The 26,179-nt window shown below is 55.8% G+C and carries 25 protein-coding genes; 13 read left to right on the top strand and 12 right to left on the bottom strand.

Annotated features, from left to right (window positions below):
• The first annotated feature begins 78 nt into the window (after positions 1-78).
• A complete protein-coding gene (locus SPV1_RS03750) occupies positions 79-1,269 on the top strand; it encodes a BaiN/RdsA family NAD(P)/FAD-dependent oxidoreductase (RefSeq protein WP_009849777.1) in 1,191 nt (396 codons plus the stop codon).
• 114 nt (positions 1,270-1,383) lie between these two features.
• Here SPV1_RS03750 and SPV1_RS03745 read toward each other — a convergent pair whose 3' ends face one another.
• The 4 genes from SPV1_RS03745 to dusB all read right to left on the bottom strand — a co-directional run bounded on the left by SPV1_RS03745 (position 1,384) and on the right by dusB (position 6,009).
• Positions 1,384-2,415 (bottom strand): cytochrome-c peroxidase, encoded by a 1,032-nt coding sequence (locus SPV1_RS03745; RefSeq protein ID WP_018293870.1) that lies wholly within the window; start codon positions 2,413-2,415, stop codon positions 1,384-1,386.
• 165 nt (positions 2,416-2,580) lie between these two features.
• On the bottom strand, positions 2,581-3,978 hold the full coding sequence (locus tag SPV1_RS03740) for a sigma-54-dependent transcriptional regulator (RefSeq protein WP_009849775.1): 1,398 nt from the start codon (positions 3,976-3,978) through the stop codon (positions 2,581-2,583).
• The gene (locus tag SPV1_RS03735) at positions 3,975-4,973 is read right to left on the bottom strand and encodes a two-component system sensor histidine kinase NtrB (protein ID WP_231288265.1); all 999 of its coding nucleotides are present in this window, start codon (positions 4,971-4,973) and stop codon (positions 3,975-3,977) included. The genes SPV1_RS03740 and SPV1_RS03735 overlap by 4 nt, the downstream gene beginning before the upstream one ends.
• A 10-nt stretch (positions 4,974-4,983) precedes the next feature.
• Positions 4,984-6,009, bottom strand: coding sequence for a tRNA dihydrouridine synthase DusB (gene dusB, locus SPV1_RS03730; protein WP_009849773.1), 1,026 nt, complete (start codon positions 6,007-6,009; stop codon positions 4,984-4,986).
• Positions 6,010-6,138: 129 nt separating this feature from the next.
• Between dusB and yihA the strand changes: the two genes are divergently transcribed.
• A complete protein-coding gene (gene yihA, locus SPV1_RS03725) occupies positions 6,139-6,747 on the top strand; it encodes a ribosome biogenesis GTP-binding protein YihA/YsxC (RefSeq protein WP_009849772.1) in 609 nt (202 codons plus the stop codon).
• A 110-nt stretch (positions 6,748-6,857) separates the two neighbouring features.
• Here yihA and SPV1_RS03720 read toward each other — a convergent pair whose 3' ends face one another.
• The 8 genes from SPV1_RS03720 to SPV1_RS03685 all read right to left on the bottom strand — a co-directional run bounded on the left by SPV1_RS03720 (position 6,858) and on the right by SPV1_RS03685 (position 13,656).
• Positions 6,858-7,292: a host attachment protein gene (locus tag SPV1_RS03720; RefSeq protein WP_040881443.1), complete on the bottom strand. Its 435-nt coding sequence runs from the start codon at positions 7,290-7,292 to the stop codon at positions 6,858-6,860.
• A 638-nt stretch (positions 7,293-7,930) separates the two neighbouring features.
• Positions 7,931-8,212 (bottom strand): Dabb family protein, encoded by a 282-nt coding sequence (locus SPV1_RS03715; protein ID WP_009849770.1) that lies wholly within the window; start codon positions 8,210-8,212, stop codon positions 7,931-7,933.
• Between the two features lie 34 nt (positions 8,213-8,246).
• Entirely contained in the window at positions 8,247-9,002 is a 756-nt protein-coding gene (locus tag SPV1_RS03710; protein ID WP_009849769.1) for a TlyA family RNA methyltransferase, read from the bottom strand.
• 9 nt (positions 9,003-9,011) lie between these two features.
• Complete coding sequence (gene dxs / locus SPV1_RS03705) at positions 9,012-10,874, bottom strand: 1-deoxy-D-xylulose-5-phosphate synthase (protein WP_009849768.1); 1,863 nt, start codon at positions 10,872-10,874, stop codon at positions 9,012-9,014.
• Positions 10,871-11,758, bottom strand: coding sequence for a polyprenyl synthetase family protein (locus SPV1_RS03700; RefSeq protein WP_009849767.1), 888 nt, complete (start codon positions 11,756-11,758; stop codon positions 10,871-10,873). The genes dxs and SPV1_RS03700 overlap by 4 nt, the downstream gene beginning before the upstream one ends.
• Complete coding sequence (locus SPV1_RS03695) at positions 11,758-11,970, bottom strand: exodeoxyribonuclease VII small subunit (protein ID WP_009849766.1); 213 nt, start codon at positions 11,968-11,970, stop codon at positions 11,758-11,760. The genes SPV1_RS03700 and SPV1_RS03695 overlap by 1 nt, the downstream gene beginning before the upstream one ends.
• 121 nt (positions 11,971-12,091) lie before the next feature.
• Entirely contained in the window at positions 12,092-12,889 is a 798-nt protein-coding gene (lgt, locus tag SPV1_RS03690; RefSeq protein ID WP_009849765.1) for a prolipoprotein diacylglyceryl transferase, read from the bottom strand.
• Complete coding sequence (locus tag SPV1_RS03685; RefSeq protein WP_018293877.1) at positions 12,889-13,656, bottom strand: undecaprenyl-diphosphate phosphatase; 768 nt, start codon at positions 13,654-13,656, stop codon at positions 12,889-12,891. Before SPV1_RS03685 ends, lgt begins: the two co-directional genes overlap by 1 nt.
• A 149-nt stretch (positions 13,657-13,805) precedes the next feature.
• Between SPV1_RS03685 and sppA the strand changes: the two genes are divergently transcribed.
• From sppA to yghU, 11 genes are all read left to right on the top strand, one after another.
• The gene (gene sppA / locus SPV1_RS03680) at positions 13,806-15,635 is read left to right on the top strand and encodes a signal peptide peptidase SppA (RefSeq protein ID WP_009849763.1); all 1,830 of its coding nucleotides are present in this window, start codon (positions 13,806-13,808) and stop codon (positions 15,633-15,635) included.
• Entirely contained in the window at positions 15,632-16,150 is a 519-nt protein-coding gene (locus SPV1_RS03675; RefSeq protein WP_009849762.1) for a putative molybdenum carrier protein, read from the top strand. Before sppA ends, SPV1_RS03675 begins: the two co-directional genes overlap by 4 nt.
• Positions 16,147-17,058: a carbohydrate kinase family protein gene (locus SPV1_RS03670; protein WP_009849761.1), complete on the top strand. Its 912-nt coding sequence runs from the start codon at positions 16,147-16,149 to the stop codon at positions 17,056-17,058. Before SPV1_RS03675 ends, SPV1_RS03670 begins: the two co-directional genes overlap by 4 nt.
• Positions 17,059-17,067: 9 nt before the next feature.
• Positions 17,068-18,450, top strand: a complete 1,383-nt coding sequence (locus tag SPV1_RS03665; protein ID WP_018293878.1) for an NAD-dependent succinate-semialdehyde dehydrogenase — start codon at positions 17,068-17,070, stop codon at positions 18,448-18,450.
• Positions 18,443-18,802, top strand: coding sequence for an ArsR/SmtB family transcription factor (locus SPV1_RS03660; protein WP_009849759.1), 360 nt, complete (start codon positions 18,443-18,445; stop codon positions 18,800-18,802). The genes SPV1_RS03665 and SPV1_RS03660 overlap by 8 nt, the downstream gene beginning before the upstream one ends.
• A 121-nt stretch (positions 18,803-18,923) precedes the next feature.
• Positions 18,924-19,133, top strand: coding sequence for a hypothetical protein (locus SPV1_RS03655; protein ID WP_009849758.1), 210 nt, complete (start codon positions 18,924-18,926; stop codon positions 19,131-19,133).
• Between the two features lie 10 nt (positions 19,134-19,143).
• Positions 19,144-22,818 (top strand): YobI family P-loop NTPase, encoded by a 3,675-nt coding sequence (locus SPV1_RS03650; RefSeq protein WP_330939449.1) that lies wholly within the window; start codon positions 19,144-19,146, stop codon positions 22,816-22,818.
• Positions 22,819-22,926: 108 nt separating this feature from the next.
• A complete protein-coding gene (locus SPV1_RS03645) occupies positions 22,927-23,829 on the top strand; it encodes a nuclease-related domain-containing protein (protein ID WP_009849756.1) in 903 nt (300 codons plus the stop codon).
• Positions 23,830-23,831: 2 nt separating this feature from the next.
• Positions 23,832-24,620: an HNH endonuclease gene (locus SPV1_RS03640; RefSeq protein WP_009849755.1), complete on the top strand. Its 789-nt coding sequence runs from the start codon at positions 23,832-23,834 to the stop codon at positions 24,618-24,620.
• Between the two features lie 28 nt (positions 24,621-24,648).
• Positions 24,649-24,993 carry a hypothetical protein gene (locus SPV1_RS03635; protein ID WP_040881662.1) on the top strand — a complete coding sequence of 115 codons (345 nt, stop codon included), beginning with the start codon at positions 24,649-24,651 and terminating at the stop codon, positions 24,991-24,993.
• A 191-nt stretch (positions 24,994-25,184) separates the two neighbouring features.
• A complete protein-coding gene (gene yghU, locus SPV1_RS03630) occupies positions 25,185-26,030 on the top strand; it encodes a glutathione-dependent disulfide-bond oxidoreductase (RefSeq protein WP_009849753.1) in 846 nt (281 codons plus the stop codon).
• The last annotated feature ends 149 nt before the right edge of the window (positions 26,031-26,179 follow it).

Below are 26,179 nucleotides of genomic sequence, written 5' to 3'. Positions count from 1 at the left end.
CGGAGATGTTGCCGGATTATTACAGGCGACTTCTGAATTTCTGATGAATGACAACAGCATAGTGTGCACAATGCGGATATGGATACATTTGATGTCATCATTATCGGCGCCGGCGCCGCAGGTCTGATGTGTGCAGGTACAGCCGCGTTGATGGGGAAATCAGTGCTGGTGCTTGATCACGCCGAGAAAGCAGGCAAGAAAATACTGATCTCAGGCGGGGGCCGCTGCAATTTCACCAATCGTTTTGCCGGGCCGGCCGACTTTGTTTCGGTTAATCCACACTTCTGCAAATCCGCACTGGCACGGTTTTCCGCCGCTGATTTTATCGATATGGTGGAGCGGGCGGGCATTGCCTACCACGAGCGCCAACACGGACAGCTCTTCTGCGATGAATCCGCCAAAGATATTCTGGCCATGTTGCTGGCCCCCTGCCGTGAAGGCGGCGCGCAATTCTCGCTGAATACGGAAGTCACCGATGTCAGGCAGCAGGATGATCGCTTTGTCGCCCGAACAACCAAAGGCGAATTCCGCGGGCATGCACTGGTCATTGCTACCGGCGGTCTCTCCATTCCGAAGATGGGAGCCACGGCGTTCGGACTGAAGATAGCCGAATCATTCGGCCTTAATGTCATTGCCCCGGTCGCGGGTCTGGTTCCGTTTACCTTTACCGGGAAAGAGAAGGAGCGGCTGCAGCAACTGGCCGGTATTTCACTGGATGTGAGTGTCTCCTGTAACCATCGCGTATTCAGCGAAGCGATGCTGTTCACCCATCGTGGCCTGTCGGGCCCGGCCATGCTGCAGATCTCATCGTTCTGGCGACCGGGCGATACGCTGTCGATCGATCTGTTGCCCGGCATCGATATCCATGCGTTTATCGAGCAGAAACGCGGTGAGCGGCCGCATGCACAGCTGGCAACCGTCCTCTCCGAGCTGCTGCCCAAACGGCTGGTGCAACTACTGATGGAGGATGGGCCGGGCGAAACGCAGCTTAGCCAGCTCAGCCGGCAGCAGGTGACAGGACTTGCGGAGCTGCTGCATGCCTGGCAGCTCAAGCCAAACGGCACGGAGGGTTATCGCACGGCCGAAGTGACCGTCGGCGGCGTTGATACCGACGAGCTCTCCTCCAAAACCATGCAGAGCAAGCGCGTGCCCGGTCTCTATTTCATCGGTGAGGTGGTCGATGTCACAGGTCACCTCGGAGGATTCAACTTCCAGTGGGCCTGGTCGTCCGGCTATGCCGCCGCGATGGCCATTGCCGAAGCGGCATAGACCAGCTGACAGAGGTGTGAACAGTTAGCTACGGCCGGCCCGTTCAAAAAACAGATCAATGACGCAGAACAGGGCGCAGCCAAATGGCCAGCCCTGCTCTGCGTCAAACAAGACTCAGGGCAGCCACGGCCTGTGGATGTGGTTTAGCCGCTTGTCCGTCAGCGTTTTCATGAAGGAAATGAGATCGGACTTCTCCTTACGCGTAAGCTTCAGCGGCTGGATGATGGCATCCTGATGCGCGTCTTTAGGGTTACCGCCCTTGTTGTAGTGCTCGATCACCTGCTTCATTGTGGACATCGCGCCATCGTGCATGAAGAAGGCAAACGATGCGGAGTTATACAACGACGGCGTCTTGAAAGCCCCCTTGTCGGCATCATCTTTGGTCACGGCATAGCGTCCCAAATCCTCCTTCAGCGGGCCAACCTGCGGTACGCCGATATTGTGGAAGGCATTATCGGTGAACAGGGGTGCCGAATGGCAGGCTACGCACGCTGCCTTGCCCTGAAATAGCGCAAAGCCGCGTTTGGCTGCTGCTGATATGGCCTTGCTATCACCGTTAACGTAACGCTGGAATGGTGATTTGGAGGCGATCAGTGTGCGCTCGTAGGCAGCAATGGCCTTGGCAATGTTCTGTCGGGTGGCATCTTCGCCGAAGGCCTTGTTGAACTCTTTTTTATAGGCCGGGATGCGATTGAGCCTTTTTACTATGGCTGCAATATGCCCGCCCATTTCTCCGGGGGCGCTGATCGGCCCCATATGGTCGGGCAGGGCGCCTGTTTGTTCTTCCAGTGAAGCGGCACGGCCGTCCCAGAACAACGAGGTATAATAGGCTGCATTGACCCAGGAGGGAGCCCAGCGCCCCAGCTCGCCGCCCTGGCCGAATGCGCGTGGGGTATGCCCGCCGCCGCCGGCAAACGGCAGGTGGCAACCGGCGCAACTGATGGAGTCATTCTTTGACAGGCGGGTATCGAAAGCCAGTTGATGGCCGAGGGCCACCTTGGCAGCGGATTGTGGATTATCGGCAGGTACAGGTACCGGCGGCAATTTCCAGTCGGAAAGGTCTTCCGCATTGGCAGGAGTTGTAGCAATCATGCCTGCGGCAAGGATCAGCGTGGGTGTGAAAAGACGAAGCAATAGAGATTTCATGGTGTATTTCTCCCGAATAAATGCTATTTCAAGTATCATACGCTCTGTATTTTTGCATCAGACGTCCCTGTCCATTTGCCAGCCTTACGCAGCGGTTTGTCGTAGTCAAGATCGCAGGTGGAGCGCTCGGCATCCCTGACACACTACGATGCGGGGGCTTATATGTTACCTGAAATACTGCGGGTTGATGTTGTATTTATTCAGCAGCTTGCGCACGGTATTGCGATTGAGACCGAGCATTTCAGAGACCTTGAGCTGGTTGCCGTTGCACTGCTCCAGCGCCAGTACCAGCAGTGGCGGCTCGATCTGCTCCAGCAGGTGCTGGTGCAGATTCGTTGCACTGGCATAGCCCAGTTGATGCAGGTATTGCCGGGTACAGCGTGTCACTGCATCGGCCAGCGTCTCCTCTTCACCCGTATGGTTGTCGACATTGCCCAGCGCCAATGCCACATCGGTCAGTGTGATGGTCGCTCCCGGTGTCAGCACAGCCAGCCTGCGCATGACATTTTTCAACTCACGCACATTGCCGGGCCAGTCATGCCGACTGAGCAGATCCATGGCATCATCAAGCAGAATCGGTTGCTCCATACCCAGCTCTTTGACCGCCTGCTCCAGCAGGAAATTGGCCAGCTCCGGGATATCATCGCGCCTGTCCCTGAGCGGGGGAATCTGCACAGGAATCACATTCAGCCGATAGTAGAGATCTTCACGGAATTCGCCCTTGGCGATTTTAGTGTTCAGGTTTTGATGCGTAGCCGCCAGCAGTCGTACATTCACCACTTTCGACTCGCTGCCGCCTACGCGCTGGACACGTCCCTCTTCAAGCACGCGTAGCAACTTGGCCTGCAGGGCCAGCGGCATATCCCCGATTTCATCCAGAAACAGCGTACCGCCATCGGCCTGTACAAAACGGCCTTCGCGCATTTTATCGGCACCGGTGAAAGAGCCTTTCTCATGGCCGAACAGCTCTGATTCCAGCAGGTCGGCGGGAATCGCTGCGGTATTGATGGCTACAAAGGCCTTGTCAGCACGCTGGCTGCGCTCATGCAGGGTTTTGGCCACCATCTCCTTGCCGGTACCGGATTCGCCGGTAATCAATACCGTCAAATCGGAGCTGGCCACCCGACCCAGTGTACGAAACATCTGTTGCATGGCCGGGCTGCGCCCGATGATCAATCCATCGGCCATTTTCTGTGCCGGAGCGCTGGCTTTCTGAGCCGGACGGACGCGGGAGAGCAGTTGGCGCACCTCATCCAGATCGAACGGTTTGGGCAGATATTCCATCGCCCCCATACGATATGCTTCAGCAGCATGACCAAACGTGGTTTCCGCTGTCAGCATGACCACAGGCATCGACAATCCTGACGCCAGCAAATCCATGCCATTACCATCGGGCAGGTAGACATCGAGAAAGGTGACCGAGAAATCACCGTCGGCCAGTGCCGCTTTGGCCTCGGCAATGCTGCCTGCCTGCACCACATCGACGCCCTCCTCCTGCAACACCTTGTCCAGAATCCAGCGGATGCCCTCATCATCATCGACAATCAATGCACGCATCTTCATTTACCCTCTCCTGCACGCCGTATCGGCAGATGCAATATCATTGTTGTACGTCCTTTCTCACTGCGCATGGAGATACGCCCGCCATGCTCCAGCATTACCCGTTGTACCAGTGCCAGTCCCAGGCCGCTGCCGCGTTTTTTGCCTGTTACATAGGGTTCAAACAGCCGGTCGCGCAGCTCTTCCGGCACCGGTTCACCATCATTCATAATGCGCACTTCCATGACCTGCCCGTGATGGTTGGGCAAATGCACCAGCGGGGCCAGACGCGTTTGCCATTCGATATAAGTATCGGCCGCTTCCACGGCGTTTTGCCACAGGTTTTCAAGCGCCTGCCTGAGCCGGCCTTTGTCCACGAGTGTTTCCGGCAGGCTGGGATCGAAAACCCGGGTGAGCCGAATGCCGTCCAGCGGCTGACAGACGTCCAGTATCAGGGCGTGGATGTTGGCCGGCTGCATCTGGATGGATGCGCGGGGACCTACTTGCAGGAAGGCATCAATGCGTTCACGAATTCGCTCCACATCGGCAAGCATGCGGGTTGACGCCTCTTTTGCCGAAGGTGATAACTCCTGCTCATTGAGCCACTGTGTTGCGCCTTTCAGCGCAGCCAGCGGGTTTTTTACCTCGTGCGCCATCTCCAGAGCGATGCGAGCCACCGCCTCAGCCATCTCATGGCGATGGGTATGTTGCTCTACTTCGCTGCGGTGAGCCTCGGGGATGAATACGACGGTCATGCCATCCTCGTGTTTGCCCAGATGCATCGATACCGGCATGCCGCCATCATGCATGCATAACTGATGGTCGGAGATGCCGCCGCTATTGGGTGTCAGCATGCCCAGCAGTCGATCGATCTCCACGGAGGGAGAAAACAGTTCTGACAGGTGCCGGCCTGTCAGTTGCCGGTTGGATTTGCCCAGCGCCTCCTGACAGAGCAAATTCGTTTGTATAATGCGGGCATCCGTGTCGAGCATAATCAGCGGCAGCGGCAGAATCGACATGGGGACCTGATCAAGCGGCATAAGACAACTCGTGCCGGATGCATGATTCACCCAGTCCCAGAAAATAAGCGGCGGCAAAGTCCATCATCTGCTGCCAGTCTGTCATGACTTGAAACGACTGGCGGAATTCGGCGGAGCCATGCAGCCCCTTGCTATACCAGATCACATGTTTGCGCGCCAGTTTTGAGGCGGTGCGGATGCCGTGATGCTCAACCAGATGGCGCATATGCTCATCAACAATGAGCCATCGCTCGGCTGCGGTGGGTTTGGGCGGAATTGGCAGGCCTGCAATCGCTGCATGTACTTCACCCAGCACCCATGGGTTGCCCTGTACGGCGCGTCCGACCATGACTCCGTCACAGTTTGATACGCGAATCATCTCACGGGCCGATTCGGCATCAACAATATCGCCATTGCCGATCACAGGTATCGATACGGCGGCTTTGGCCAGACCGATATCTTCCCAGCAGGCGTGACCGTGAAACATCTGCGCCCGCGTGCGTCCATGAACCGTCAGCAGTTGAATGCCGCTATCTTCGGCAATGCGGGCGATATTTTGTACATTCTTCGACTGATCATCCCAGCCGGTGCGTATTTTCAGTGTGACCGGTACATCCACGGCCGCCACCACGGCTGCCAGAACCCGGGCCACCAGCGCTTCATCCCTGAGCATGGCGGAACCGGCAACCTGCTTGCATATTTTTTTGACCGGGCAACCCATATTGATATCGACGAAATCTGCGCCATGCCCGACTGCCCAGCGTGCGGCTTCGGTGACAAATTCGGGGTCGGAACCGGCAATCTGAATAGAGACCGGATGCTCATCATCGCCCAGCTCAGCCATGCGCTCGGTGCGCTCGCGCCCCATATCGACCGCACGCGATGCGATCATCTCGGTCACCATCAGCCCGACACCGAAGCGTTTGCAGATGCGCCTGAAAGGCAGATCGGTGATGCCGGCCATAGGAGCCAGTACCAGCGGGTTATCAATCATATAGGTACCGAGCCGGAAGCCGGGTAGCAGTCTGTTTTCCATGGGGTAAGCAATCCTGTGCCTAAATTATGGGCAAGCATATCCGCTTTTTTCTGTTCCGGCCAGATATTGTCGCTTGCGGATATCCAGTCGCGGCTTGCCCGAATCGCGCTTGCTTGTCAGCTTCGCCTCATGAGCGAGCATTTACCATCCACCGGCATTCACTGGCCCAATACGCAATTTGTCCAATCGGTCGCCGATCCCGGCGCCTTTCCCGCGGTTGATCTGCCCCAGATTGCCGTAGCAGGGCACTCCAATGTCGGCAAATCGTCACTAATGAATGCCCTGTTTGGACGCAATGGACTGGTGAAGACCTCGAAGAATCCGGGCTGCACCCGATTGCTGAACCTGTTTGATGTCGACGGGCAGTTGCTGGTGGTTGATCTGCCCGGCTACGGCTATGCCAGGGCGCCAAAAAAGGAGCAGCACCGCTGGATCAGCATGATCGAGGGTTATCTGGCGAATGCCGATATCAAACTGGTGCTGTTGCTACTCGATATTCGTCACGGTCCGAAGGATTCCGACCTGCAGCTGATTGAGTGGCTCAATGAAGCCGGCATTCGCTGGCTGCCTGTGGCGACCAAGGCGGATAAATTATCCGGCAACTCCCGCTCTATCCGTCTGCAGGAGATGACCGATGCCATGGGTGGGCTGCTGCGCCCGATGCCTACCTCCAGCTTCAAGGCTACCGGCATTGATCAGTTGCGTGCCGTGATTCAGGACGAACTGGCCAGAGCGTAAGTGTTTACTATCGGCTCTTGGCGTCAGCGGGAAGATAAGGCTTGCGCCCCCCCGCTAGCAGGGGCTGCTAACGGGGAACCAATACCTTTGCAGTGATCTGCAACGGAGAGTTACAGGAATTCCGGCAGATGTGTTCTGATCTCCTCAATATCCCGGTCTACCAGGTTTTTGTTGATTGAATCTGCGATGCTGTTGGTCAACGGAGCCGGGCAGTGGGCTCTCAAATGTCCCAGAAACCCGGGTGCTGCGATCACATATAATTTCCCGAAGCTCCGGGCATTGCGACCGGCCTCCAGATAATCCGCGACCTCTTTGGCAAATTTAATGACTTCATGCTGTTTCGGCTCAACAGCCGTGCCCATGGCATGTCGCCCCTGACCGCCGCTGTCAAATGCCCGTCCAGGCTGATCGGATGTCAGCTCGTTCTCCCGCAGGCGGGACTCGGGATGCTCCAGAGAGGCTACCTCACTCAATGGCCCCGCCGGTTTCTCCGCTGACAAGACTCGCGCTTTTGCACTGTCCGCAACAACAATCCAGATATTCATTATGACCTCCTGTATCCAGTCAATCAGTATAGTCCAGATATCCAACGGGTGCGAACGGGTGGCAGTTTCCCTGCAGGGGGAATCGGATTAAATGTATTGTAGTCACTCAATATTGATTAGATGGGTGATCCTGGGCTGGCACCATGTATATGCTCCTGTTGTTGGTGCTGCTTAAACAAATCCTCCTTTTAGATCTGCCTCGGTATGAATATTTTCGCGGAGTAGAGCGGCGGAGCCGTGGCCGCTAAAATATTTATGCCGAGGGCACCCGAAGGGAGCAAGCGGCGTTGTCCCGCCGCGCGATAGGTCCGTTCCGTAATAAATGGGCGGCTTTGATTCGGGCTATCCTAGCCCTCAGGGCTTCTCCCCACCTGTTCAGGTCCCCAAATGAGCTGTCCTGCTGATTTGTCTTTCGTCCTTTTGTGATTCGGGGCTTCCTGCCCCTCACCCTGTGGGCGAGCTAAAGCACGTCCAAAACAGCTGTCCTGCTGTTTTGTGTCGCCAAAGAAAGGACAGGTAAATGCTGATACAGTTTTTACTTGTGATTAATGACCAGCTGGGCGGGACTGCGGATTGGATATTCAGTACATGAATAAAGGGTCGTTTTAATGTGACTGTCCTGGTTCCCCGGCTGGTCGTCAGCAGTCGAAATCGACCACAGTGCGGGCAATAGCCGCCGCCTTCACCATCGGCACAATGGCCTGATGCTCGGGATGCTGCTGGTATGCAGTCAGTGCAGCACGATCTGCCAGATCACAGACCAGTACCAGATCGGCCGATTGCTCCGACTGCAGAAAATCAATGCCTGCCTCGATGTTCAGCAATCCGGGAATCCGGCCGGCCAACGCCTCCAGCTTCGCCTTGATAGGGGCTGCATCCGCCCGGTCGCGCAGCTTCCACATCACGATATGTTTTACCATGGTATTACTCTCCTGCTGATGCTTTTTGTTGTCGTCAATCCGAGGGCTTTAAGGTGCGGGTGATGCCCAGCAGGTATTCGACATTGCCTTTGGGGCCGTGGATCGGAGATTCGGTGATGCCGACGACTTCGGCATCGGGCAGTGTGATAACCATATCGCAAACGCGCTTGATTGCCTGCTGCCGGTACTCGTCATCACGTACCACGCCGCGATCCAGATGTTTCGGCTCCACTTCAAACTGCGGTTTGATCAGCGCCACGCACCAGCCGCCCGGCTTCAGGAAAGGCCAGCAGCATGGCAGTACCCGCGTTAATGAGATAAATGATGTGTCGATGACCAGTGCATCGACCGGTTCAGGTATCAGCGTGTTATCGAGCTTGCGCACATGTGTTTTTTCCAGATTAATGACGCGCTCGTCGTGCTGAAGCCGGTAGTGCAGCTGACCGTGCCCGACATCGACTGCATAGACCCTGAGTGCACCCTGCTGCAGCAATACATCGGTAAAGCCGCCCGTGGAGGCACCGGCATCCATGCATACGGCTCCCTTTGCCTGGAAAGGGAAGAAGTCCAGCGCTCCGGCCAGTTTCAGCCCGCCGCGAGAGACATAGGGCAATACCTCACGCACTTCAATGTCGGCATCTTCACGCCAGGTCATGCCGGCCTTGTCGGCTTTCTGTCCATCGACGTAAACCAGGCCCGCCATAATATGGCGGCGGGCAATATCGAGCGTGTCAGTCAGCCCGCGATCGAACAGCAGCTGATCGAGCCGTATCTTTTTTGCTTTGGCCACCGCTTAAGATCAGGCGATCAGCTGACGGAGTCGGGAGAGAATGCCAGCCGCATCCAGCCCCAGATCACGCAGGATTTCGGCTTGCGTGCCGTGAGCCGGAAATGCATCGGGCATGGCGATATGGGCAAACGGACCATGCCAGCCGTGCTGCAACGCCAGCACGGCGATCTGCTGTCCTGCGCCGCCGGCGGCAACGCCTTCTTCAACGATGATCAGTGGTTGCCCGCTCTTGAGGTGGATCATGATCGCCTGCTCATCCAGCGGCTTGATAAAGCGCAGATTCAGCAATGTCATCGCGCGGCCATGCTCGCTACGCAGTGTCTCCACCGCCTGCAGCGCATCGTGTACGCGTGAACCGACCGCGATGACCAGCCCGCTATCACCCTCTGTCAGAACCTCGGCATGACCAACAGGCAGCGGGGAGCTGTCTTCGATGCTCACGCCATAGCCATGACCACGCGGGTAACGGATGGCGACAGGTCCGTCGATCGTCAGGCTGGTGACCAGCATACGGCGCAGCTCGGCTTCATCTTTGGGCGCCATCACCGTCATATTCGGCAGGTTGCGCATGAAGGCCAGATCAAACATGCCGGTGTGGGTCGCACCATCGGCGCCGACGATACCGGCGCGATCCAGACAGAAGGTCACAGGCAGGTTCTGAATACAGATATCATGAATAATCTGATCATAGGCGCGCTGCATAAAGGTTGAATAGATCGCCACATAAGGGCGCTTGCCGCTGGCGGCCAGGCCGCCGGCAAAGGTGACGGCATGCTGCTCGGCGATGCCGACGTCAAAGCATCGATCCGGATGACGGGCGGCAAAGCGGGTCAGACCCGTGCCCCCCGGCATCGCGGCGGTAATGGCAACCACGCGGTCGTCGGCATCGGCCATATCGGCCAGCATATCGGCAAACACCTGTGTATAGCTCGCTGCCTGGCCGCTGCTCTTGAACGGCTCGCCGGTCTTCACGTCGTAAGGGCCGAGGCCGTGCCATGTTTCCGGATCCTCTTCGGCAGGCGAAAATCCCAATCCCTTGCGGGTGACGACATGCAGCAGCGTCGGCCCGTTCAGGCGGGAGCAGTTTTGCAGCGTTGGCAGCAGATGATCAAAGTCATGCCCGTCAACAGGACCGATATAGCGGAAGCCCATCTCTTCAAACAGTGTGCCCGGCGTAATCATGCCCTTGACGTGCTCTTCCACCCGCTTGGCTGCATCCAGTGCGCCGGGCAACTTCTCCAGAATACGTTTGGCTGTGTCCTTGGCCTGGGTATAGGAGCGGCCGGAGATAATGCGTGCCAGATAAGAGGACATGGCACCGACATTGGGGGCAATCGACATCTCGTTATCGTTCAGAATCACCAGCAGCTTGTTATTGTTTCCACCGGCATGGTTCATCGCTTCAAAGGCCATGCCGCCGGTCAGTGCACCGTCTCCGATTACGGCCACCACCTGATGATCCTGATGACTCAGATCGCGTCCTACGGCCATGCCGTAGGCGGCCGAAATAGAGGTGGATGCGTGGCCTGCGCCGAACGGATCATGATCCGATTCGGCGCGTTTGGTAAAACCGCACAGGCCGCCGTACTGACGTATGCCGGGCATGCCCGGCAGGCGTCCGGTGAGAATCTTGTGTGGATAGGCCTGATGACCGACATCCCAGATGATTTTATCGCGCGGAGAGTTGAGCAGATAGTGCAGCGCGATGGTCAGCTCAACCACACCGAGGCCGGCACCCAGATGGCCGCCGATGGGCGCAAGTGTTTCAATCAGGTAGTGACGCATCTGGCTGGCCAGTTCCGGTAACTGGTCGGGCCGCAGTCGTTTCAGGTCGGCTGTGCCGTGGATGCTGTTGAGTAAGGCATAGTTCATTGGCCGCGTTCCATTATGTATTGTGCCAATGTTTTCAAATGATTACCACCTTCACCCAGTTCTGAACATGCCGAGGTTGCCAGCTCCAGCATCTCTGCTGCCAGTGCTCTGGCCTCAATGAGCCCCAGTACGGAGACATAGGTTGCCTTGTTCTGCGCCGCATCCTTGCCCGCACTCTTGCCCAGCGCTGCAGAGCTGGCGGTGGCATCAAGGATATCATCGGCAACCTGAAATAACAGGCCGACCGCCTTGCCGTAGCGGGAGCTGGCTTCCAGCTCTGCTGTACCGGCTCCGGCCAGCATCGCGCCTGCCTCGCAACACCAGCAGAGCAGTGCCCCGGTCTTGTGCAGGTGAATGCGCTCCACCATCAGCATATCGATATCGCTGTCGTGCTCGGCCTGCATATCCATCATCTGGCCGCCGACCATGCCCTGACAACCGGCAGCCAGTGCCAGCTTGCGGATCAGCTCCAGACGCAGTTCGGGATCCAGTTCGGCTTCCGCCAGCAGTTCAAATGCCAGCGCCTGCAACGCATCGGCAGCCAGCACTGCGGTCGCTTCATCAAAGCGGCGATGACAGGTCGGCTTGCCACGGCGCAGGTCGTCATCATCCATGCATGGCAGGTCATCGTGAATCAGCGAATAGGTGTGAATGCATTCGATCGCCAGCATCGCAGGCATCGCCGCGGCGTGATCCTTGCCGCCACAAGCCAGATAGGACTCAAGCAACAGCGCCGGTCGCACGCGTTTGCCGCCGGCCATCAGGCTGTAGCGCATGGCCGAGAGCAGGCGCTCCGGCACGACGCTGGCGCGTGCATCGAGCATGGCGCACAGCGCTTGCTCCACAGTTGTGGCATGCGTAGCCAGAAATGCAGGAGCCCGCATCAGGCTGAATCGCTGGTGTTGAGTACTTGCAGGCGCTGCTCAGCCTCATCAAGCAGCGATTCACAGCGGCGTGAGAGTTGTACGCCCTGTTCGAAAGCACCGACACTGTCTTCGAGCGACAGGGCGCCGGATTCCAGTTTTTCGACCAGCGCAGTCAGCTCAGCCAGCGCCTGTTCAAAACTGAGTTCTTTGACATTGTTATCGCTTTTCATCGCCGGACGCTCCCTGTTTTTATCGAATTAAAGACACCCGGAAAAAGTCAGAGACGCCTAAAAAAGGCAGCAGATTCTAGGAGTCAGGCTGTTGCGGTCAATGTGCGGCGGCAAGCAGCTTTCAGTGATGCCTGTTTTTTTGTTTCCGGAACAGTATCCACAACCACACCGGCCCGGCCACCAGCATCACCGATGAGAGCAGCATGCCCATCGTCACCGGCCCGAACAAAAAGCCCAGCTGGACATCGGGCTCGCGGAACTCTTCACAGATAATGCGCGCAATGGCATAACCTGTCAGAAACAGTGCGACGCGCGCGCCGGCAGGCCAGTCGCGCTTGCGCAGGCTCCACAACAGAACAAACAGGACGATACCCTCGAGTGTCATTTCATACAACTGGCTGGGATGGCGCGGCAGCGGTCCCGCACCGGGAAAGATCATGCCCCACGGCATATCGGTCACCCGTCCCCACAACTCGCCGTTAATAAAATTGCCGATTCGGCCGAACATCAGCCCCAGCGGCGCGACGGTAAAGAAGCGATCGGCCAGCTGCAGAAAGGGCAGATCATGTTTGCGGCAATACCACCAGCCGGCGATGATCGGCCCGACAAGACCACCATGAAACGACATGCCGCCCTGCCAGACATAGAGAATCTCCAGCGGGTGCTGAGAGTAGTAGGGAAAATTATAAAACAGAACGTAACCGAGGCGACCGCCGAGCACGACGCCCAGAATCAGGGCGGTGAACAGACCCTCATAGGCCTGCTCGGGTACGCGCGTTTCCCACAGTCCGGCCTGCTTCAGTTGCAGCCGCACCAGATACCAGGTGGCGGAAAAGCCGGCGATATACATCAGCCCGTACCAGTGAATGGCCAGCGGCCCCAGATGGATGGCAACCGGATCAATCGCAGGCCACATCATCAGCTTAACCCCCACAACAACAGGGCGCCGAAGAGGATACGGTAGACGCCGAATGCGACAAAGGTGAAGCGCTCGAGAAAGTGAATAAACAAACGCATCACCAGCCAGGCTGAGACAAAGGCAACCACAAAACCTGTCGCCAGTGCGATGACATCAGCACCGATGAAATCCTGATAGTGTTTGAGCAGGTCAAAGCCGCTGGCGGCCATCATCACCGGCAGGGCCAGCAGAAAGGAGAACTCGGCACTGGCCTTGCGGTTTAAACCGACCAGCAGGGCACCGATGATCGAGGCGCCGGCCCGGCTCGTGCCGGGAATCAGTGCGCATACCTGTGCCAGGCCGATCCACAACGCCTGTCGGTAACTGATCTCCTCGACCCGCTGCACCGGATAGCTTTTGCCCCGGTGTAAATACTCGACAACAAGAAAGATGATGCCGCCGACAATGAACATCACGGCAACGGTTTCAACCGTGAACATCGCCTTGATCTGCTTGTGCAACAGCAGGCCGACTATGCCGACCGGAATAAAGGCCAGACATACTTTTTTCCACAGCTCCAGATGTGCAATGGTGAATTTGTCACGGTAATTGGCCACCACGGCCAGTATTGCCGCCAGCTGGATGATTACTTCAAACGCCTTGTTTTCCTCATTTTGCGAAATGCCCAGCCAGTGACTGGCTACAATCATGTGGCCGGTAGAGGAGATAGGCAGAAACTCGGTGGCACCTTCGATCAGCCCAAGAATGGTTGCCTGTAATATATCCATCGTCAGCTTATCCTCACTCTTGCCGGTGTCAGGCACCTGTTGTATCGGTGCGGCGCAACCCTACGTGATGTTTTTTCGAAACGACACTGCTACGCTGGCGCGACAGGCGATGCCGGGATGGATGACAAGCAAATGATGCGAGGAAACTGATGAAAATATTTTTCCGCGGACTACTCCGCTGGATCGACAGATTACGTCGGATTGTGGTGAATGGACTATTTTTACTGGTTATTATGGTGTTTGTTGCCGTGATGTTGACGGCACACCCGAAAGTGCCCGATCAGGCGGCGTTGGTTCTCGATCCGCACGGCCAGATAGTTGAGGAGCTGGAGCTGCCCTCACCGTTGACGATGTCTTTGACCGGTGCAGCGCCAATGGGCCAGACCCGTCTGCATGATCTGACGGCGGCGATCAGAGATGCGGCAGGTGATAAACGCATTCGTCTGATGGTACTGAAACTGGATGATATGAGTCGCTCTTCGCTGCCGGTGCTGCAGGAGTTGCGCCGTGCCATCGAAGCATTCCGCGCGACCGGCAAGATGGTGATTGCCGAGGGGCCGAACTACACGCAGAGCCAGTATTATCTGGCTGCTGCGGCCAACACCGTATTCCTGCATCCGATGGGCTATGTCGCGATTGAGGGTTTTAGCATATACCGCAACTATATTCGCGATGCGCTCGACAAGCTGCACATCACCGCCGAGGTATTTCGTGCAGGCAAATACAAATCGGCGATCGAGCCGCTGCTGCGCAATGACATGTCCGATGCCGATCGTGAAGCCAATGGCGCCCTGCTCAAGACACTGTGGGGCAGCTACCTGAAGGATATTGCCCGCATGCGCAATCTGCGTCCGCAGCGTTTGCAGCAGGTGCTGGATACGCCGAGTCGTTACCTCAACGATTATCACGGCAATCTGGCTGAGCTGGCCAAAGGCGAAGGTCTGGTGGATGAGTTGGCCGATCAGGGTACGATCGATGACTATATCGCCGGAGCCATGGATATTGAGCAGGGTGAGTATCCGGCCATTGCGTTCCGCGACTATCTGCACGCAGCTGTCAGTGAGAAGGAGCATAAACATGCCGGCCGGGTAGGGATTATCGTTGCCAGCGGCATGATTCTCGACGGCGAACAGCCGCCGGGCAGCATCGGCAGCGATACCATGGTCGAAATGCTCCAGCAGGCGAGAGAGGATAATGCGATCAAGGCCGTGGTGCTGCGTATCGACAGCCCCGGCGGCAGTGCGCAGGCATCGGAAGAGATCCGTACAGCCATTATGCGTCTGCAGAAGGCGGGCAAACCGGTGGTGGTATCGATGGGCGGAGTCGCTGCTTCCGGCGGTTACTGGATGGCGGCTCCGGCCAATGAGATCTGGGCGTCGCCGACGACGATTACCGGCTCTATCGGGGCCTTCGGCGTGATGTTGAATCTGCAGCAGGGGCTGGAGCAGCTGGGTATTCACAGCGACGGACTGGGCACAACAACGATCGCCGGCGGCATGCGCCCGGATCGTGCCATGCCGCCGGAGCTCTCGCGCGTGATGCAGTTGACGATATCCGATGTGTATCAGCACTTTCTGAGTGTTGTCGCCAGCGGTCGCAAGATGGATAAAAGCCGGGTGGCAGCTATTGCGGAAGGACGGGTATGGAGCGGTCTGGATGCACAGCGGCTGGGTCTGGTGGATCATCTCGGCGGATTTGATGATGCGATCAAAGCCGCCGCCCGTCTGGCCGCACTGGGTGATGACTACGGGCGCAGCTGGATCAGGGCGCCTGAGGGGCTGGGCGAGATGCTGCTCTCAAGGATTGTTGGCGAAACAGACGCCCTGTTTCCTGGCGTATGGCAAGGCATGAACCGGCTGTTGATGGCCGGTTCAACCCCGGCCCTGTCGCCCGCGATTCTGCGTCAGTATGCCGGTTGGCTCGGGCTGCCTTTGCATCAGTCCGGCGCGCTGGCGCTGAGCAACTTGCGCGTCGAGTGAAAAAGGTTGTCAGCGGCGGTCAAACCGGCGTGGACCGGGCCGCGCTGGATGCAGCGATGAGCCTCGATATTCCGGTTGGCGGCTGGTGTCCGCGCGGGCGCCGGGCGCTGGACGGTGAGATACCCGCGCGCTATCCGCTGACGGAAACGCGCGGCAAGGGGTATCAGACGCGCACAAAATGGAATGTGCGCGACAGCGATGCGACGTTGATACTCTGCTACGGCGAACCGGGCGGCGGCACGGCGCTGACGGTGCGCTATTGTGAGACATTGTCAAAACCCTGTTATATCTGTCGCTTGCACAGGGATCGCGAACCCGAACCGGATCAGGCATTGCTGAACTGGCTGTCGGAGCAGCAGGTGGCGGTGCTGAATGTGGCAGGGCCGCGCCAGAGCAGGGCCTGCCCGATCTACAATCAGGCATACGCGCTGCTCTGCCAGCTTCTCGCCCGGTGGCAACCGCCGGCTCACGGCCCGCTGTTTGTCGCGCCGTCCGGGAAAGGGTCTGTGGTATGAGTGATGTCTGCTGTGTCGGCCACGCATCCTGGGATATTACCATGGCGGTTGCTCATCATCCGGGTGCCGATGAAAAAACAGTGGCTGATGCCATGCAACTCGCCGGCGGCGGGCCTGCCGCCAATGCAGCGGTATGCATCGCGCGACTGGGCGGTGATGCCGCTTTTTGCGGCTATCTGGGGTCAGATCTGTTCGGCGAGGCCCACCTGCATGAATTGCGGGATGCGGGCGTGGACAGCTCAGCTGTGCTGCGCGGCGCCTACCCGACGCCGCTATCGCAGATACTGGCCAAGCCCGATGGCCTGCGTTCGGTGGTCAATTTCAAGGGTGATACCCCGCACCTGAGCGCCGATGCGCTGCAGCGCCTGCCGCAGGCACGGGTTCTGTTGTTTGACGGGCATGAGCCGGAGCTCTCGAAGGCGATATGCGCAGAGGCCGCGCAACACGGCAGTAAAACCGTGCTGGATGCCGGCTCCCTGCATAGAGGTACGGCCCTGTTGGCCCCGGAGGTGGATTATCTTGTCGCATCGGCCCGCTTCGCCGCTCAGTTTTGTCACACGCATGATATGCAGCTGGCGCTGTCAAAGCTGGCAGGCATCTGTCCCCATGTGGTGATCACGCTGGGAGCCGATGGCTTGCTCTGGGCGAGCGAAGGGCGGCAGGGGCGGATGCCGGCATTTCGCGTGGACTGTGTCGATTCCACCGGCGCGGGTGATGCGTTTCATGGTGCATTTGCACTGGGGCTGGTGCGGGCTATGGTTTGGCCGGATTTGCTGCGCTATGCCTCGGCTGCCGGCGCACTGAGCTGCACCCGGCTGGGGGCGCGGCAGGCACTGCCGGATGCAACAGCGGTGCAGAGACTGCTGAGTGAGCAGCCCGGGATCGTAATTGAAAATCTTGAACTCTGAGGAGCCGGCGTGACCGAAAGCCGTTTTACATCCATCAACCCTATGAACGGGCAGTTGATCGGATCTTACTGTGAGGATAGTGCTGAAGCCGTCGAGAGCAAACTGACGGCTGTGTACGCCGCCCAGCCTGACTGGGTGCGGCAGGGTGTGGAGCATCGCGCAGCTGCGCTGCTGCGACTGGCCGAAGCACTGGAGGCGAATATCGAGCCGCTGGCCCGCTCGATGGTACTGGAGATGGGCAAGCCGATTCGTCAGGCCCGGGCCGAAGTGCGCAAATGCGCAACCCTCTGCCGCTATACCTGTCAGCACGGGCCGGCCGACCTGCTTGCGAAACAGGTGGATCTAAGCGGTCGTCAGGCCACGGTTCGTTTCGATCCGCTGGGTTGTGTGCTGGCTATCATGCCGTGGAATTTTCCCTACTGGCAGACGCTGCGTCTGGCTGTGCCGACACTGCTGGCCGGCAATGCGGTATTGATCAAACCCGCTCCCAATGTACTGGGCAGTGCCGAAGCGCTGCTGGAGCTGCTGCATCAGGCCGGGATTCCGGTGATTGAAAATCTGCGTACCGGCAATGCGCGAACGGCCTCCGTGATTGCCGATCCGCGTATTGCCGGGGTGTCGCTGACCGGTAGCAGAACTGCAGGCAGGGCTGTGGCGGGGCTTGCCGGCCGGCATCTGAAAAAATGTGTGCTGGAGCTCGGCGGCAGCGACCCCTATCTGATACTTGCCGATGCCGATGTGACGCTGGCTGCCGAGCGCTGTGTTGCCGGTCGCTTTAATAATACCGGCCAGACATGTATTGCAGCCAAGCGCTGGATTGTTGTTGATGCGGTATATGATGCGTTTCGCACGGCCGTACTGGAGCGCATGACGGCGATGAAGTCCGGCGACCCGATGCTGGATAACACGCAGCTGGGGCCGATGGCGCGGGCGGATCTGCGTATCGCACTGGATACACAGGTGCAGCAGAGTATTGCGGCCGGCGCACGCTGCACGCTGGGCGGGGTCATCCCTGACGGCGAGGGGTGCTATTATCCGCCGACTCTGTTGGAGAAGGTCAGGCCCGGTATGCCGGCATTTGACGATGAGCTGTTCGGGCCTGTCGCAGCGCTGATACGTGCGGCTGACGATGAAGATGCGGTGCGGCTGGCGAACCATTCACGTATGGGGCTCGGTGCTGCTGTATTCAGTACAGACGCAGAGAAGGCCCTGTCGATCGCTGCGCGGCTGGAGGCGGGCAATGTGGCGATTAATGATTTTGTCCGCTCCGACCCGCGTCTGCCCTTCGGCGGCATCAAGGAGAGCGGTTACGGTCGTGAGCTGGCGACATACGGCATGCATGAGTTCGTGAATATCAAGACAGTGGTTAGTGGAGGATTGCGGGATGCGTGAGGCAGGATCTATCGTGGCGATGTTTAAGGCTCTGGGTGATCCGGTCCGCTTACGACTGTTTGCCCTGATCACCCATCATGATGAGTTATGCGTCTGCCATCTGACCGAGGCGCTGTCACTGCCGCAGAGCACGGTCTCCCGTCAGCTGGGGCTTCTCCGTCATGCCGGCCTCGTGCAGGCACGCCGTGACGGCAAATGGATCTATTATCGTGCCGGCGAGAACGCGCTGCCGTCCCTGCAGGCCGCGATCGATGCCTGCGCCCCCTCCGCGCTGCTGGCGGAAGATCGCAACCGCCTGCATCAGGTATTGGCCCCGGAGAGCGCAAGCCACTGCAATACCGGCGACGCCTAGCCTTCTCCCCCTGCAGTAATTCAGGGCTGTGTTTATTTCCGATTTGGTCTAAGCTCGGCCAACGCAAGGGATATGGGATGCGTAGGGGAGCAGGAGCAAATCACCCCTGTGGTTTGATTAAATGATCGATTTAGGCTCGCTGCTTTCGCAACTCTTCGCCTCCTTCTGGTGGGCCATCCCGCTGTTCATTCTCGCTGCACTATTCAAATCCCCGTGGTTCAAAGGCTTCATCGGCGAAGTCATGCTGACTTGCAAACAACTCAATAATTCGTGCCTGACCCCGACACTCATGTACGTGGGATCGTTGCGGCGGTGGAATTATGACAGGTAACTGTGTGGAAATGGAAACATGCCCTACAGAAAAGATGCTTAATCTGAGGAGTCTAGCACCAGCCGATGATAAACTTGATGGAACATACAAGCAGGCTTTGGACAAGGCCCTTTCCGACAGTAGTATTAGAAACATTGCTCTGACTGGACCATATGGCTCCGGCAAGAGCACCGTCCTGCTCTCTTATGAGAAAAATAGAATAGAGTCAGCCCGGAAAAGCCGGTTTCAGAAAGGCGGGAAACCTTTCCTGAAAATTTCGCTAGCCTCATTTGTGACAGAAAAATATGAGCGGGCATATGCGGATAGCGACACGATCAATCAACCCCGAGGAATCCCTGAGGAAGGGCATGAAAAGATTCTACAAAAGGTTGAGCGAGGCATCTTGGAGCAGATGATCTATAGCCTCTCTGCCGATAAATTACCCCAGTCGCGGTTCAGGAGGATCACAAGCCCACGGATGGCATGGCCCAAGGCCAGCTTTACATTGATTTGGCTGAGCCTGATTGGTTTTGGATATATGAACTCTGAGCAGGCCTTGGCCATATTGAAAGATGCTATTGTGAATTATCCGCCGGTCTTATCATTTTTGGCATTTATTGCCTTTGCAATTCCGCCCATCTATCTGATAGCTAAAATTTACGAAGCGACCTTTGGGATCACTTTAGGCAAACTGTCTCTGAAGAACCTTGAACTCGAAGCATCCAATAAACGCAATCAATCTGTCCTCAATCAGCACATTGACGAAATTCTTTATTTCTTCGAGGCCGCCAAGTATCAGGTAGTAGTTTTTGAAGACCTGGACAGGTTTGGGACATCCGAAATTTTCTTCAAATTGAAAGAGCTGAACAAGGTCATCAACGATAATTTGAGTGCAGAAAAGCCAGTCAAATTTATCTACGCTCTCAAGGACGCCATGATCAAAGGCGAAGATCGAACCAAATTTTTTGACCTGATCATTCCGGTGGTCCCTGTCATCAACCCCAACAATTCGCTTGATATGTTTCATGGGGAGTTAGAAGCATTGGGTTTGAACGGCCGAGTCGACAAGAAACTGATAGCTGGAGCTTCGGTGTTTATTGTTGATCCGCGCTTAATTGCCAATATTCTTAATGAATTTGAGATATACGCATCAATCATTGCCGAAACGGATACCGACCTTTCCCGACTATTGGCCATCATCATTTACAAGAATACCTATCCTGAAGACTTCGAAATGCTCCATCATAAGGATGGGGTGCTTTTCAAACTGACCAGCGCCAAAAAAGAGTTCATCAAAAAACGGCGCGGAGAGTTAGACCAGAGAATCAAAGGTATTACTTCCAAACTGGCCAACATCGAAGAGCAGCAGAAGCTTGGTGAGAAAAGGCTAGCTATGATGTATGTCGGCTATTTTGTGAATAAATACGCTGGCAACCAAGTCGCTGGTGTCACATTCGGCAACAATCGAATCCCCTTCTCTAATTTGACCTTGGATAACCTCTTGCAAATCAAGTCCACAACTCAAGCGTATATCTATTACATCAATAACCCGAACGGGAATCGCGGCAATGTTGATTTTAGTCAAGCCGAATCAGAGCTGCATCCTGGCTACACCATTGAGGAAATGGCTGAGCAAATTCGCGCGGATGTGAATGGGTTGGAAGAGTCGCTAGAGGAAGACGCCGCCGATCTAGCAAAAGAGGTTGATCAACTTCCATTCAAGCGTCTGAGCGAATTGTATCACGACGGATATTTAGAAGACTTCATGCCCAATGGGTTAGAGGGTTTGAGGCATCAGCCCGCCCTGTTCGAGTTTCTGGTCAAAGGTGGGTATGTCGATGAAACATACCCTATTTACACGTCGTTATTTCATGAAGGGCGGCTCACACGTGATGATTATAATTTCATCTGTGGAGCAATGCACGGAATAGAGGCCGCCCCAGAAGCTAGGGTCAATAAGCCGGAAGAGATTTGCGATACCTTTGAGCCGAAAGACTTTGAATCACCACATTTCTGGAATATCGCTATCACGGACTTTCTGGTTACGAACAGTGGATACCGCCGTTACCTTGAAGCTGAGATGAAGTATTTAAGCTGCCATATAGAAGATGCCGAGCGTTTCCTACTGGCCTATTTGTCGAGCGCAAAGCAAAGGGATGAATTCTTACGAGCTTGGGGGCGGCAAGATGAAGAGATGGCTTCCAAGACAATCGCAAACGAAGCCATCGGAGTCCTCTTTATTCAGCGATTGCTTCATGCCTACTCTGGCAGTCACATTCCTAAACTTTTGCGCCTGAATCAGAATGGATCCTTGTCCGATTTTCTCTCCAAGCATGGTGAAAAAGTGTTTGCACCAGATTATGATCCTCCTGCCGATCTTCAGGCATTGAAGAAATTAGGAGTCAGGTTTATTGATCTAGATGCTCTTCGGCATGCTAATGCTGTAGCCGAATACGCATGCAAACACACTCTGTACCAGATCAATGACATCAACATCGTTTTTCATCTGAAACATCTATTGGACGGCCGCCTAAACGATGAATCACAAATCGTTACTGGCAACTACACCAAGATTATTCACAGTAACGATCAGCCGTTGCAGGAGTATGTCAGCGAGAACATAAACACATATGTTCGGGATGTGCTGCTAAAGCTTCCTGACAACACCAAAGAAGCAGCGCACGCGATTCGCAGCCTGTTAAACCATGAAGATTTGGAAATCGAGTTGAAGCAACAGCTTATAGGCAAGCAGGAGCGTGTGTTCGATAGTTTTGAGGATATTCCGGAAGAGTTTTGGGGGTTGCTAGTCGATCAAGGAAAAATCACGCCTTCCATCGAAAACTTCTTGGCTCAATTTTATGCGCGTGAAGATGATGAGGCGATAGTTGATTTGCTGAATTCGAATTCGGCATGGGTCACGGCAGTGGTATCAGGCTATCGATCGGAAGTGTTTGCCGAAGGAAAACAACTTGAGTTTGATAGATGGATATTTAACTGTGTTGAATTACATAGCGATGTGTATAAGCAATTGGTCAATGCAATTGAAACTAGGTTTAAAACATTTCCTTCATCCTTAGGTGAAACCAAGAGCCTCATCTTGGCTAATGCCGGTCGTGTTGGGCTGAATGAAGAGTCTTTTCCTCAGACGGAAGGCTTACCGGAAGAAAGAGCGGCACTGATCGCCACCAATAGAGGCAGGTATTTTGCGGGTGTCAGCAATTACCCAATCGATGATGATGACCGCGCAGCGTTGCTGGAGTCTCAGCTTTCCGCCCAAGACAAGCTGCGTATTGTCGAGGGTGCCGAGTTTGACCCTTCTGAACCTCACGCAGAACTGTCAGCAGGTATAGCCCGGCTTTTGCTTGAAACCGGTGTTGGTCCAGGTGAAGTAGAGCCGGGTTTATTGGCACATGCTATAGAGCACGTCTCATCTGCTGATGACGCCCTCACGCTTCTGTTCAAGTGCCAAGATAAGTTGAATGGGAATCAGGTTGTATGGACTATGCATCATATGCCTGAGCCATATGATGATTTGGTTCGTAGGAGAGGCAAACCCACTCTCCCTACTACCCCAGGAAACCTGAAACTTGCTCAGTTGCTTTTCGATCGCCAATTAATCTCAAAATTCGATCAAAAGGGCAAGAAGATTTATATTCAAAATTTTCACAAGCCTCGGCCTCACTTCAGTTTCGAAGGCCAGCTCTAACGTGGCGGTGCCTGGTCTTGATTCGCGCATCCGTTGGACTAAAGAGTAGTTGAAGATTACTGTTTTGATAGGTCTTCTGTTATTGAATGAGCAAAGGAAACATTAAAGATGATGCAATCTTTTATAGCTTTATTACTACCTTCATTGGCATGGTTCCTTCCTGTTTTCGCCGGAATATTAGGGTTTAAGCTTTACTTACGATTCGAGCAAAAAAAGCCGATTCGTAGGCCGTTCACTAAGGACTTCATGCGACTCCCCGGCCAGTCGCTACAGGATAAAATAGAGATTATAAGAGAAGAGTTCGATACCAACCTTCTGTTTATATTTGTTGCGCCGATATTAATATTTACGATTCACATATCGCAATCGTATTTCATACCTGCGCCAGAAACAAAAATGCGTATTGTGTCCAGCGTGATGATGGTAATTGGAACCGTTATTTACTTTTTGTATAAGCTTATCAAGAACAGAAAAGAGTTAACGGCACTGCGACTGGGGCTGGATGGCGAGGTCGCTACGGCTCAACTGTTAGACCCTCTTAAAAGAAAAGGCTTTTACATCTATCACGATTTTCAGGCAAAGGGTTTCAATATTGACCATGTTCTGGTTGGGCCAACTGGAGTGTTCGCTGTGGAAACCAAAGCTCGGAGTAAACCAGATCGCGGAAATAACACTGTTGACTCAAGGATAGTCTTCGATGGAAGACAGCTTATTTTCCCAGATTACAAAGAATCCAAATCTATTGAACAAGCAAAGCGACAGGCGCAGTGGCTGAATAAGTGGCTAAGCTCTGCTGTAGGTGAACAGGTGCCGGTTTCTCCTTTGCTGGTAATTCCTGGCTGGTTCGTTGAACTTAAGGCAAAACTGGGTGGTATTTACATCACGAACGGAACCAACTTGGAGTTCATCGTGCGAATGAATGGCGGGGCTTCGTTAACTGAGAAGCAGATTAATCAGATCACGCATCAGCTGGAACAAAAATGCGTCGATGACACAAAAGAGAAGGCATAAGCATGACAACCGGAACTCGTTGGACAAAAGAGCAGCTAAAGCTTGCCTTCAACCTTTATTGCCAGCTGCCGTTCGGGAAGCTGCACAAGGGCAATAAGGAGATCATTGAGCTTGCTGGGTTGATTGGACGCACACCGTCAGCCCTGGCTATGAAACTGTGCAATATCGCCAGCCTTGATCCGGCCATCACCAGTAGCGGACGAAAAGGGTTGAGTGGTGCATCAGATCTCGACCGTGAGGTCTGGGATGAGTTCAATGCCGATTGGGATCGATTGGCGTTGGAATGTGCGCATATTCATGAGCAGCTTCGGGTGGAGAAGGGCCTGCCCGAAGCCAAAGAGTCGGTCGATGATGGGTTGGGAGATATCGACGACTTCACGGGAGAAACAAAACGCGTCATCACCGAGCAGCGTATTCGGCAGAGCTTCTTTCGGCGGGCCGTGCTGAGCAGCTATCGCGGCTGCTGTTGCATGTCCGGGCTATCGGACTCTCGCCTGCTGATTGCCAGTCATATCGTGCCGTGGAGCAAGGATAAGGAAAATCGACTCAATCCCCGCAATGGGCTCTGTCTATCGGCGTTGCACGATAAGGCATTTGATCGCGGGCTGATTTCATTGGACGATGATTTTCGCGTGATTCTGTCCAAAGATTTGGAGCAACGAAACGAGCCGTTCGTGCAGGAGTTCTTTCATCCGCTGGCCGGACAGGCCATTACGTTGCCCGAGCGCTTTGTACCCGATAAGGCCTTTCTGGCGCGGCATCGGGATGTGGTATTTGTGGGCCATGTCTAACTGTCAGCAGGCTCAGTCTGCCGAACCGATGCTGACGGTGCATGAGGACGCATTTTACGAATTCTTTCGCCCCTATCGGCATCCGCAGTCCAGTTGCGATATCTGGGGCGGCGTCGGGCTGGAAACATTTGGTGCGGATTTGGAGCTGGTGAAATCCTTGCCAACCACCAATCTTTGGACCGTTGTGGATGGTGACGGCGGCGATCAATGGATTCTGACCGGCATCCACACCGTAAACCGGATTTGTTACCTGATTACGGAAGCGGCGCACGACTGGAAAGAGATCGAATTCCGGATACCCCGCCGGGGCTACTCGCTGACGCCCATGGGGCTTAAGCGGCAAATCAATAAGTTAAATCATCTGTTCCAATAAAAAAGAGTGCCTTGCTGGCCGTTTCACCGGGATTGGGGCGGTCGCCGCACTCCAGGCGGCAGGAAAGAGGATGGGATATCCGTGCATCGAATTTTGATTCGGGGCGGAGAGACAAGTAACGTATCCTCTGTATCGGACCGGCTTGATCCGGGTGCGGTCCTCCACGATTATTTCGTCAGGGAGTGTGTGCCATGAGTGATACCAGCTATTTGCCGCCGAAGGTGTGGGCCTGGAAGCCCGGCAACGGCGGCAAGTTTGCCAACATCAACCGGCCCGTGGCGGGTGCCACGCATGACAGGGAGCTGCCCCGGGGGAGACACCCCTTGCAGCTGTATTCGCTGGCCACCCCCAATGGCATGAAGGTGAGCATCATGCTGGAGGAGTTGCTGGCCCAAGGCCACGCGGGTGCCGAATACGATGCCTGGCTCATCCGCATCGAGGAGGGGGACCAGTTCGGCAGCGGTTTTGTCGCCCTCAACCCGAACTCGAAGATCCCGGCCCTGCTCGACCAGAGCGGCCCGCAGCCCGTGCGGGTATTCGAATCCGGCGCCATCCTGCACTACCTGGCCGGCAGGTTCGGTGCCTTTCTGCCCGATGATCCGGCCGCGCGTAGCGAGTGCATGTGCTGGCTGTTCTGGCAGATGGGAAGCGCGCCACTGCTGGGCGGTGGCTTCGGCCACTTCTATGCCTATGCCCCGGAAAAGTTTGAGTATGCCATCGACCGCTATGCCATGGAGGCCAAGCGGCAGCTGGATGTGCTGGACCGGCAGCTGGCGACCCGGGACTACATCGCCGGCGATGACTACAGCATCGCCGACATGGCTATCTGGCCGTGGTACGGGCAACTGGTGCTCGGCGAGCTGTACGAGGCAGCGGAGTTCCTGCAGGTGCGGGAATACCGCCACCTGTTGCGCTGGGCCGGGCAGATCGCCGCCCGCCCGGCAGTGATTCGCGGGCGTATGGTCAACCGGACCTGGGGCGAGCCCGACGAACAGCAGCCCGAGCGCCACGCAGCCTCCGACCTGGATCGCGGCTGATCGCCGGAAGAGTCGCGGTTCCTGGTCTTGAATCGTGCATGCCGTGAACCGGATTTGTTATTTGCACTATCGCACAATGCGAAGCAACGCCCACTGCTTCGTATAGCTTGCCTGGCGCACGACCGGAAAGAGATTCAGTTTCGTATGCC

The sequence above is a fragment of the Mariprofundus ferrooxydans PV-1 genome, from assembly GCF_000153765.1.
GTDB classification, from domain to species: Bacteria; Pseudomonadota; Zetaproteobacteria; order Mariprofundales; family Mariprofundaceae; genus Mariprofundus; species Mariprofundus ferrooxydans.
This window is presented reverse-complemented; position numbering and strand designations above follow the sequence as displayed.

Coding starts and splice junctions, on each gene's coding strand:
- SPV1_RS03685 (WP_018293877.1), bottom strand. CDS start 13,656: ATGGATATATTACAGGCAACCATTCTTGGGCTGATCGAAGGTGCCACC.
- SPV1_RS03650 (WP_330939449.1), top strand. CDS start 19,144: ATGGAAACATGCCCTACAGAAAAGATGCTTAATCTGAGGAGTCTAGCA.
- SPV1_RS03700 (WP_009849767.1), bottom strand. CDS start 11,758: ATGCGGGCTCCTGCATTTCTGGCTACGCATGCCACAACTGTGGAGCAA.
- SPV1_RS03735 (WP_231288265.1), bottom strand. CDS start 4,973: ATGTCGATTCTGCCGCTGCCGCTGATTATGCTCGACACGGATGCCCGC.
- lgt (WP_009849765.1), bottom strand. CDS start 12,889: ATGATGTGGCCTGCGATTGATCCGGTTGCCATCCATCTGGGGCCGCTG.
- yghU (WP_009849753.1), top strand. CDS start 25,185: ATGAGTGATACCAGCTATTTGCCGCCGAAGGTGTGGGCCTGGAAGCCC.
- SPV1_RS03695 (WP_009849766.1), bottom strand. CDS start 11,970: ATGAAAAGCGATAACAATGTCAAAGAACTCAGTTTTGAACAGGCGCTG.
- sppA (WP_009849763.1), top strand. CDS start 13,806: ATGAAAATATTTTTCCGCGGACTACTCCGCTGGATCGACAGATTACGT.
- dusB (WP_009849773.1), bottom strand. CDS start 6,009: ATGGAAAACAGACTGCTACCCGGCTTCCGGCTCGGTACCTATATGATT.
- SPV1_RS03670 (WP_009849761.1), top strand. CDS start 16,147: ATGAGTGATGTCTGCTGTGTCGGCCACGCATCCTGGGATATTACCATG.
- SPV1_RS03745 (WP_018293870.1), bottom strand. CDS start 2,415: ATGAAATCTCTATTGCTTCGTCTTTTCACACCCACGCTGATCCTTGCC.
- SPV1_RS03640 (WP_009849755.1), top strand. CDS start 23,832: ATGACAACCGGAACTCGTTGGACAAAAGAGCAGCTAAAGCTTGCCTTC.
- SPV1_RS03635 (WP_040881662.1), top strand. CDS start 24,649: ATGCTGACGGTGCATGAGGACGCATTTTACGAATTCTTTCGCCCCTAT.
- SPV1_RS03750 (WP_009849777.1), top strand. CDS start 79: ATGGATACATTTGATGTCATCATTATCGGCGCCGGCGCCGCAGGTCTG.
- SPV1_RS03720 (WP_040881443.1), bottom strand. CDS start 7,292: ATGAATATCTGGATTGTTGTTGCGGACAGTGCAAAAGCGCGAGTCTTG.
- SPV1_RS03645 (WP_009849756.1), top strand. CDS start 22,927: ATGATGCAATCTTTTATAGCTTTATTACTACCTTCATTGGCATGGTTC.
- SPV1_RS03715 (WP_009849770.1), bottom strand. CDS start 8,212: ATGGTAAAACATATCGTGATGTGGAAGCTGCGCGACCGGGCGGATGCA.
- SPV1_RS03660 (WP_009849759.1), top strand. CDS start 18,443: ATGCGTGAGGCAGGATCTATCGTGGCGATGTTTAAGGCTCTGGGTGAT.
- yihA (WP_009849772.1), top strand. CDS start 6,139: ATGAGCGAGCATTTACCATCCACCGGCATTCACTGGCCCAATACGCAA.
- SPV1_RS03740 (WP_009849775.1), bottom strand. CDS start 3,978: ATGAAGATGCGTGCATTGATTGTCGATGATGATGAGGGCATCCGCTGG.
- dxs (WP_009849768.1), bottom strand. CDS start 10,874: ATGAACTATGCCTTACTCAACAGCATCCACGGCACAGCCGACCTGAAA.
- SPV1_RS03655 (WP_009849758.1), top strand. CDS start 18,924: ATGATCGATTTAGGCTCGCTGCTTTCGCAACTCTTCGCCTCCTTCTGG.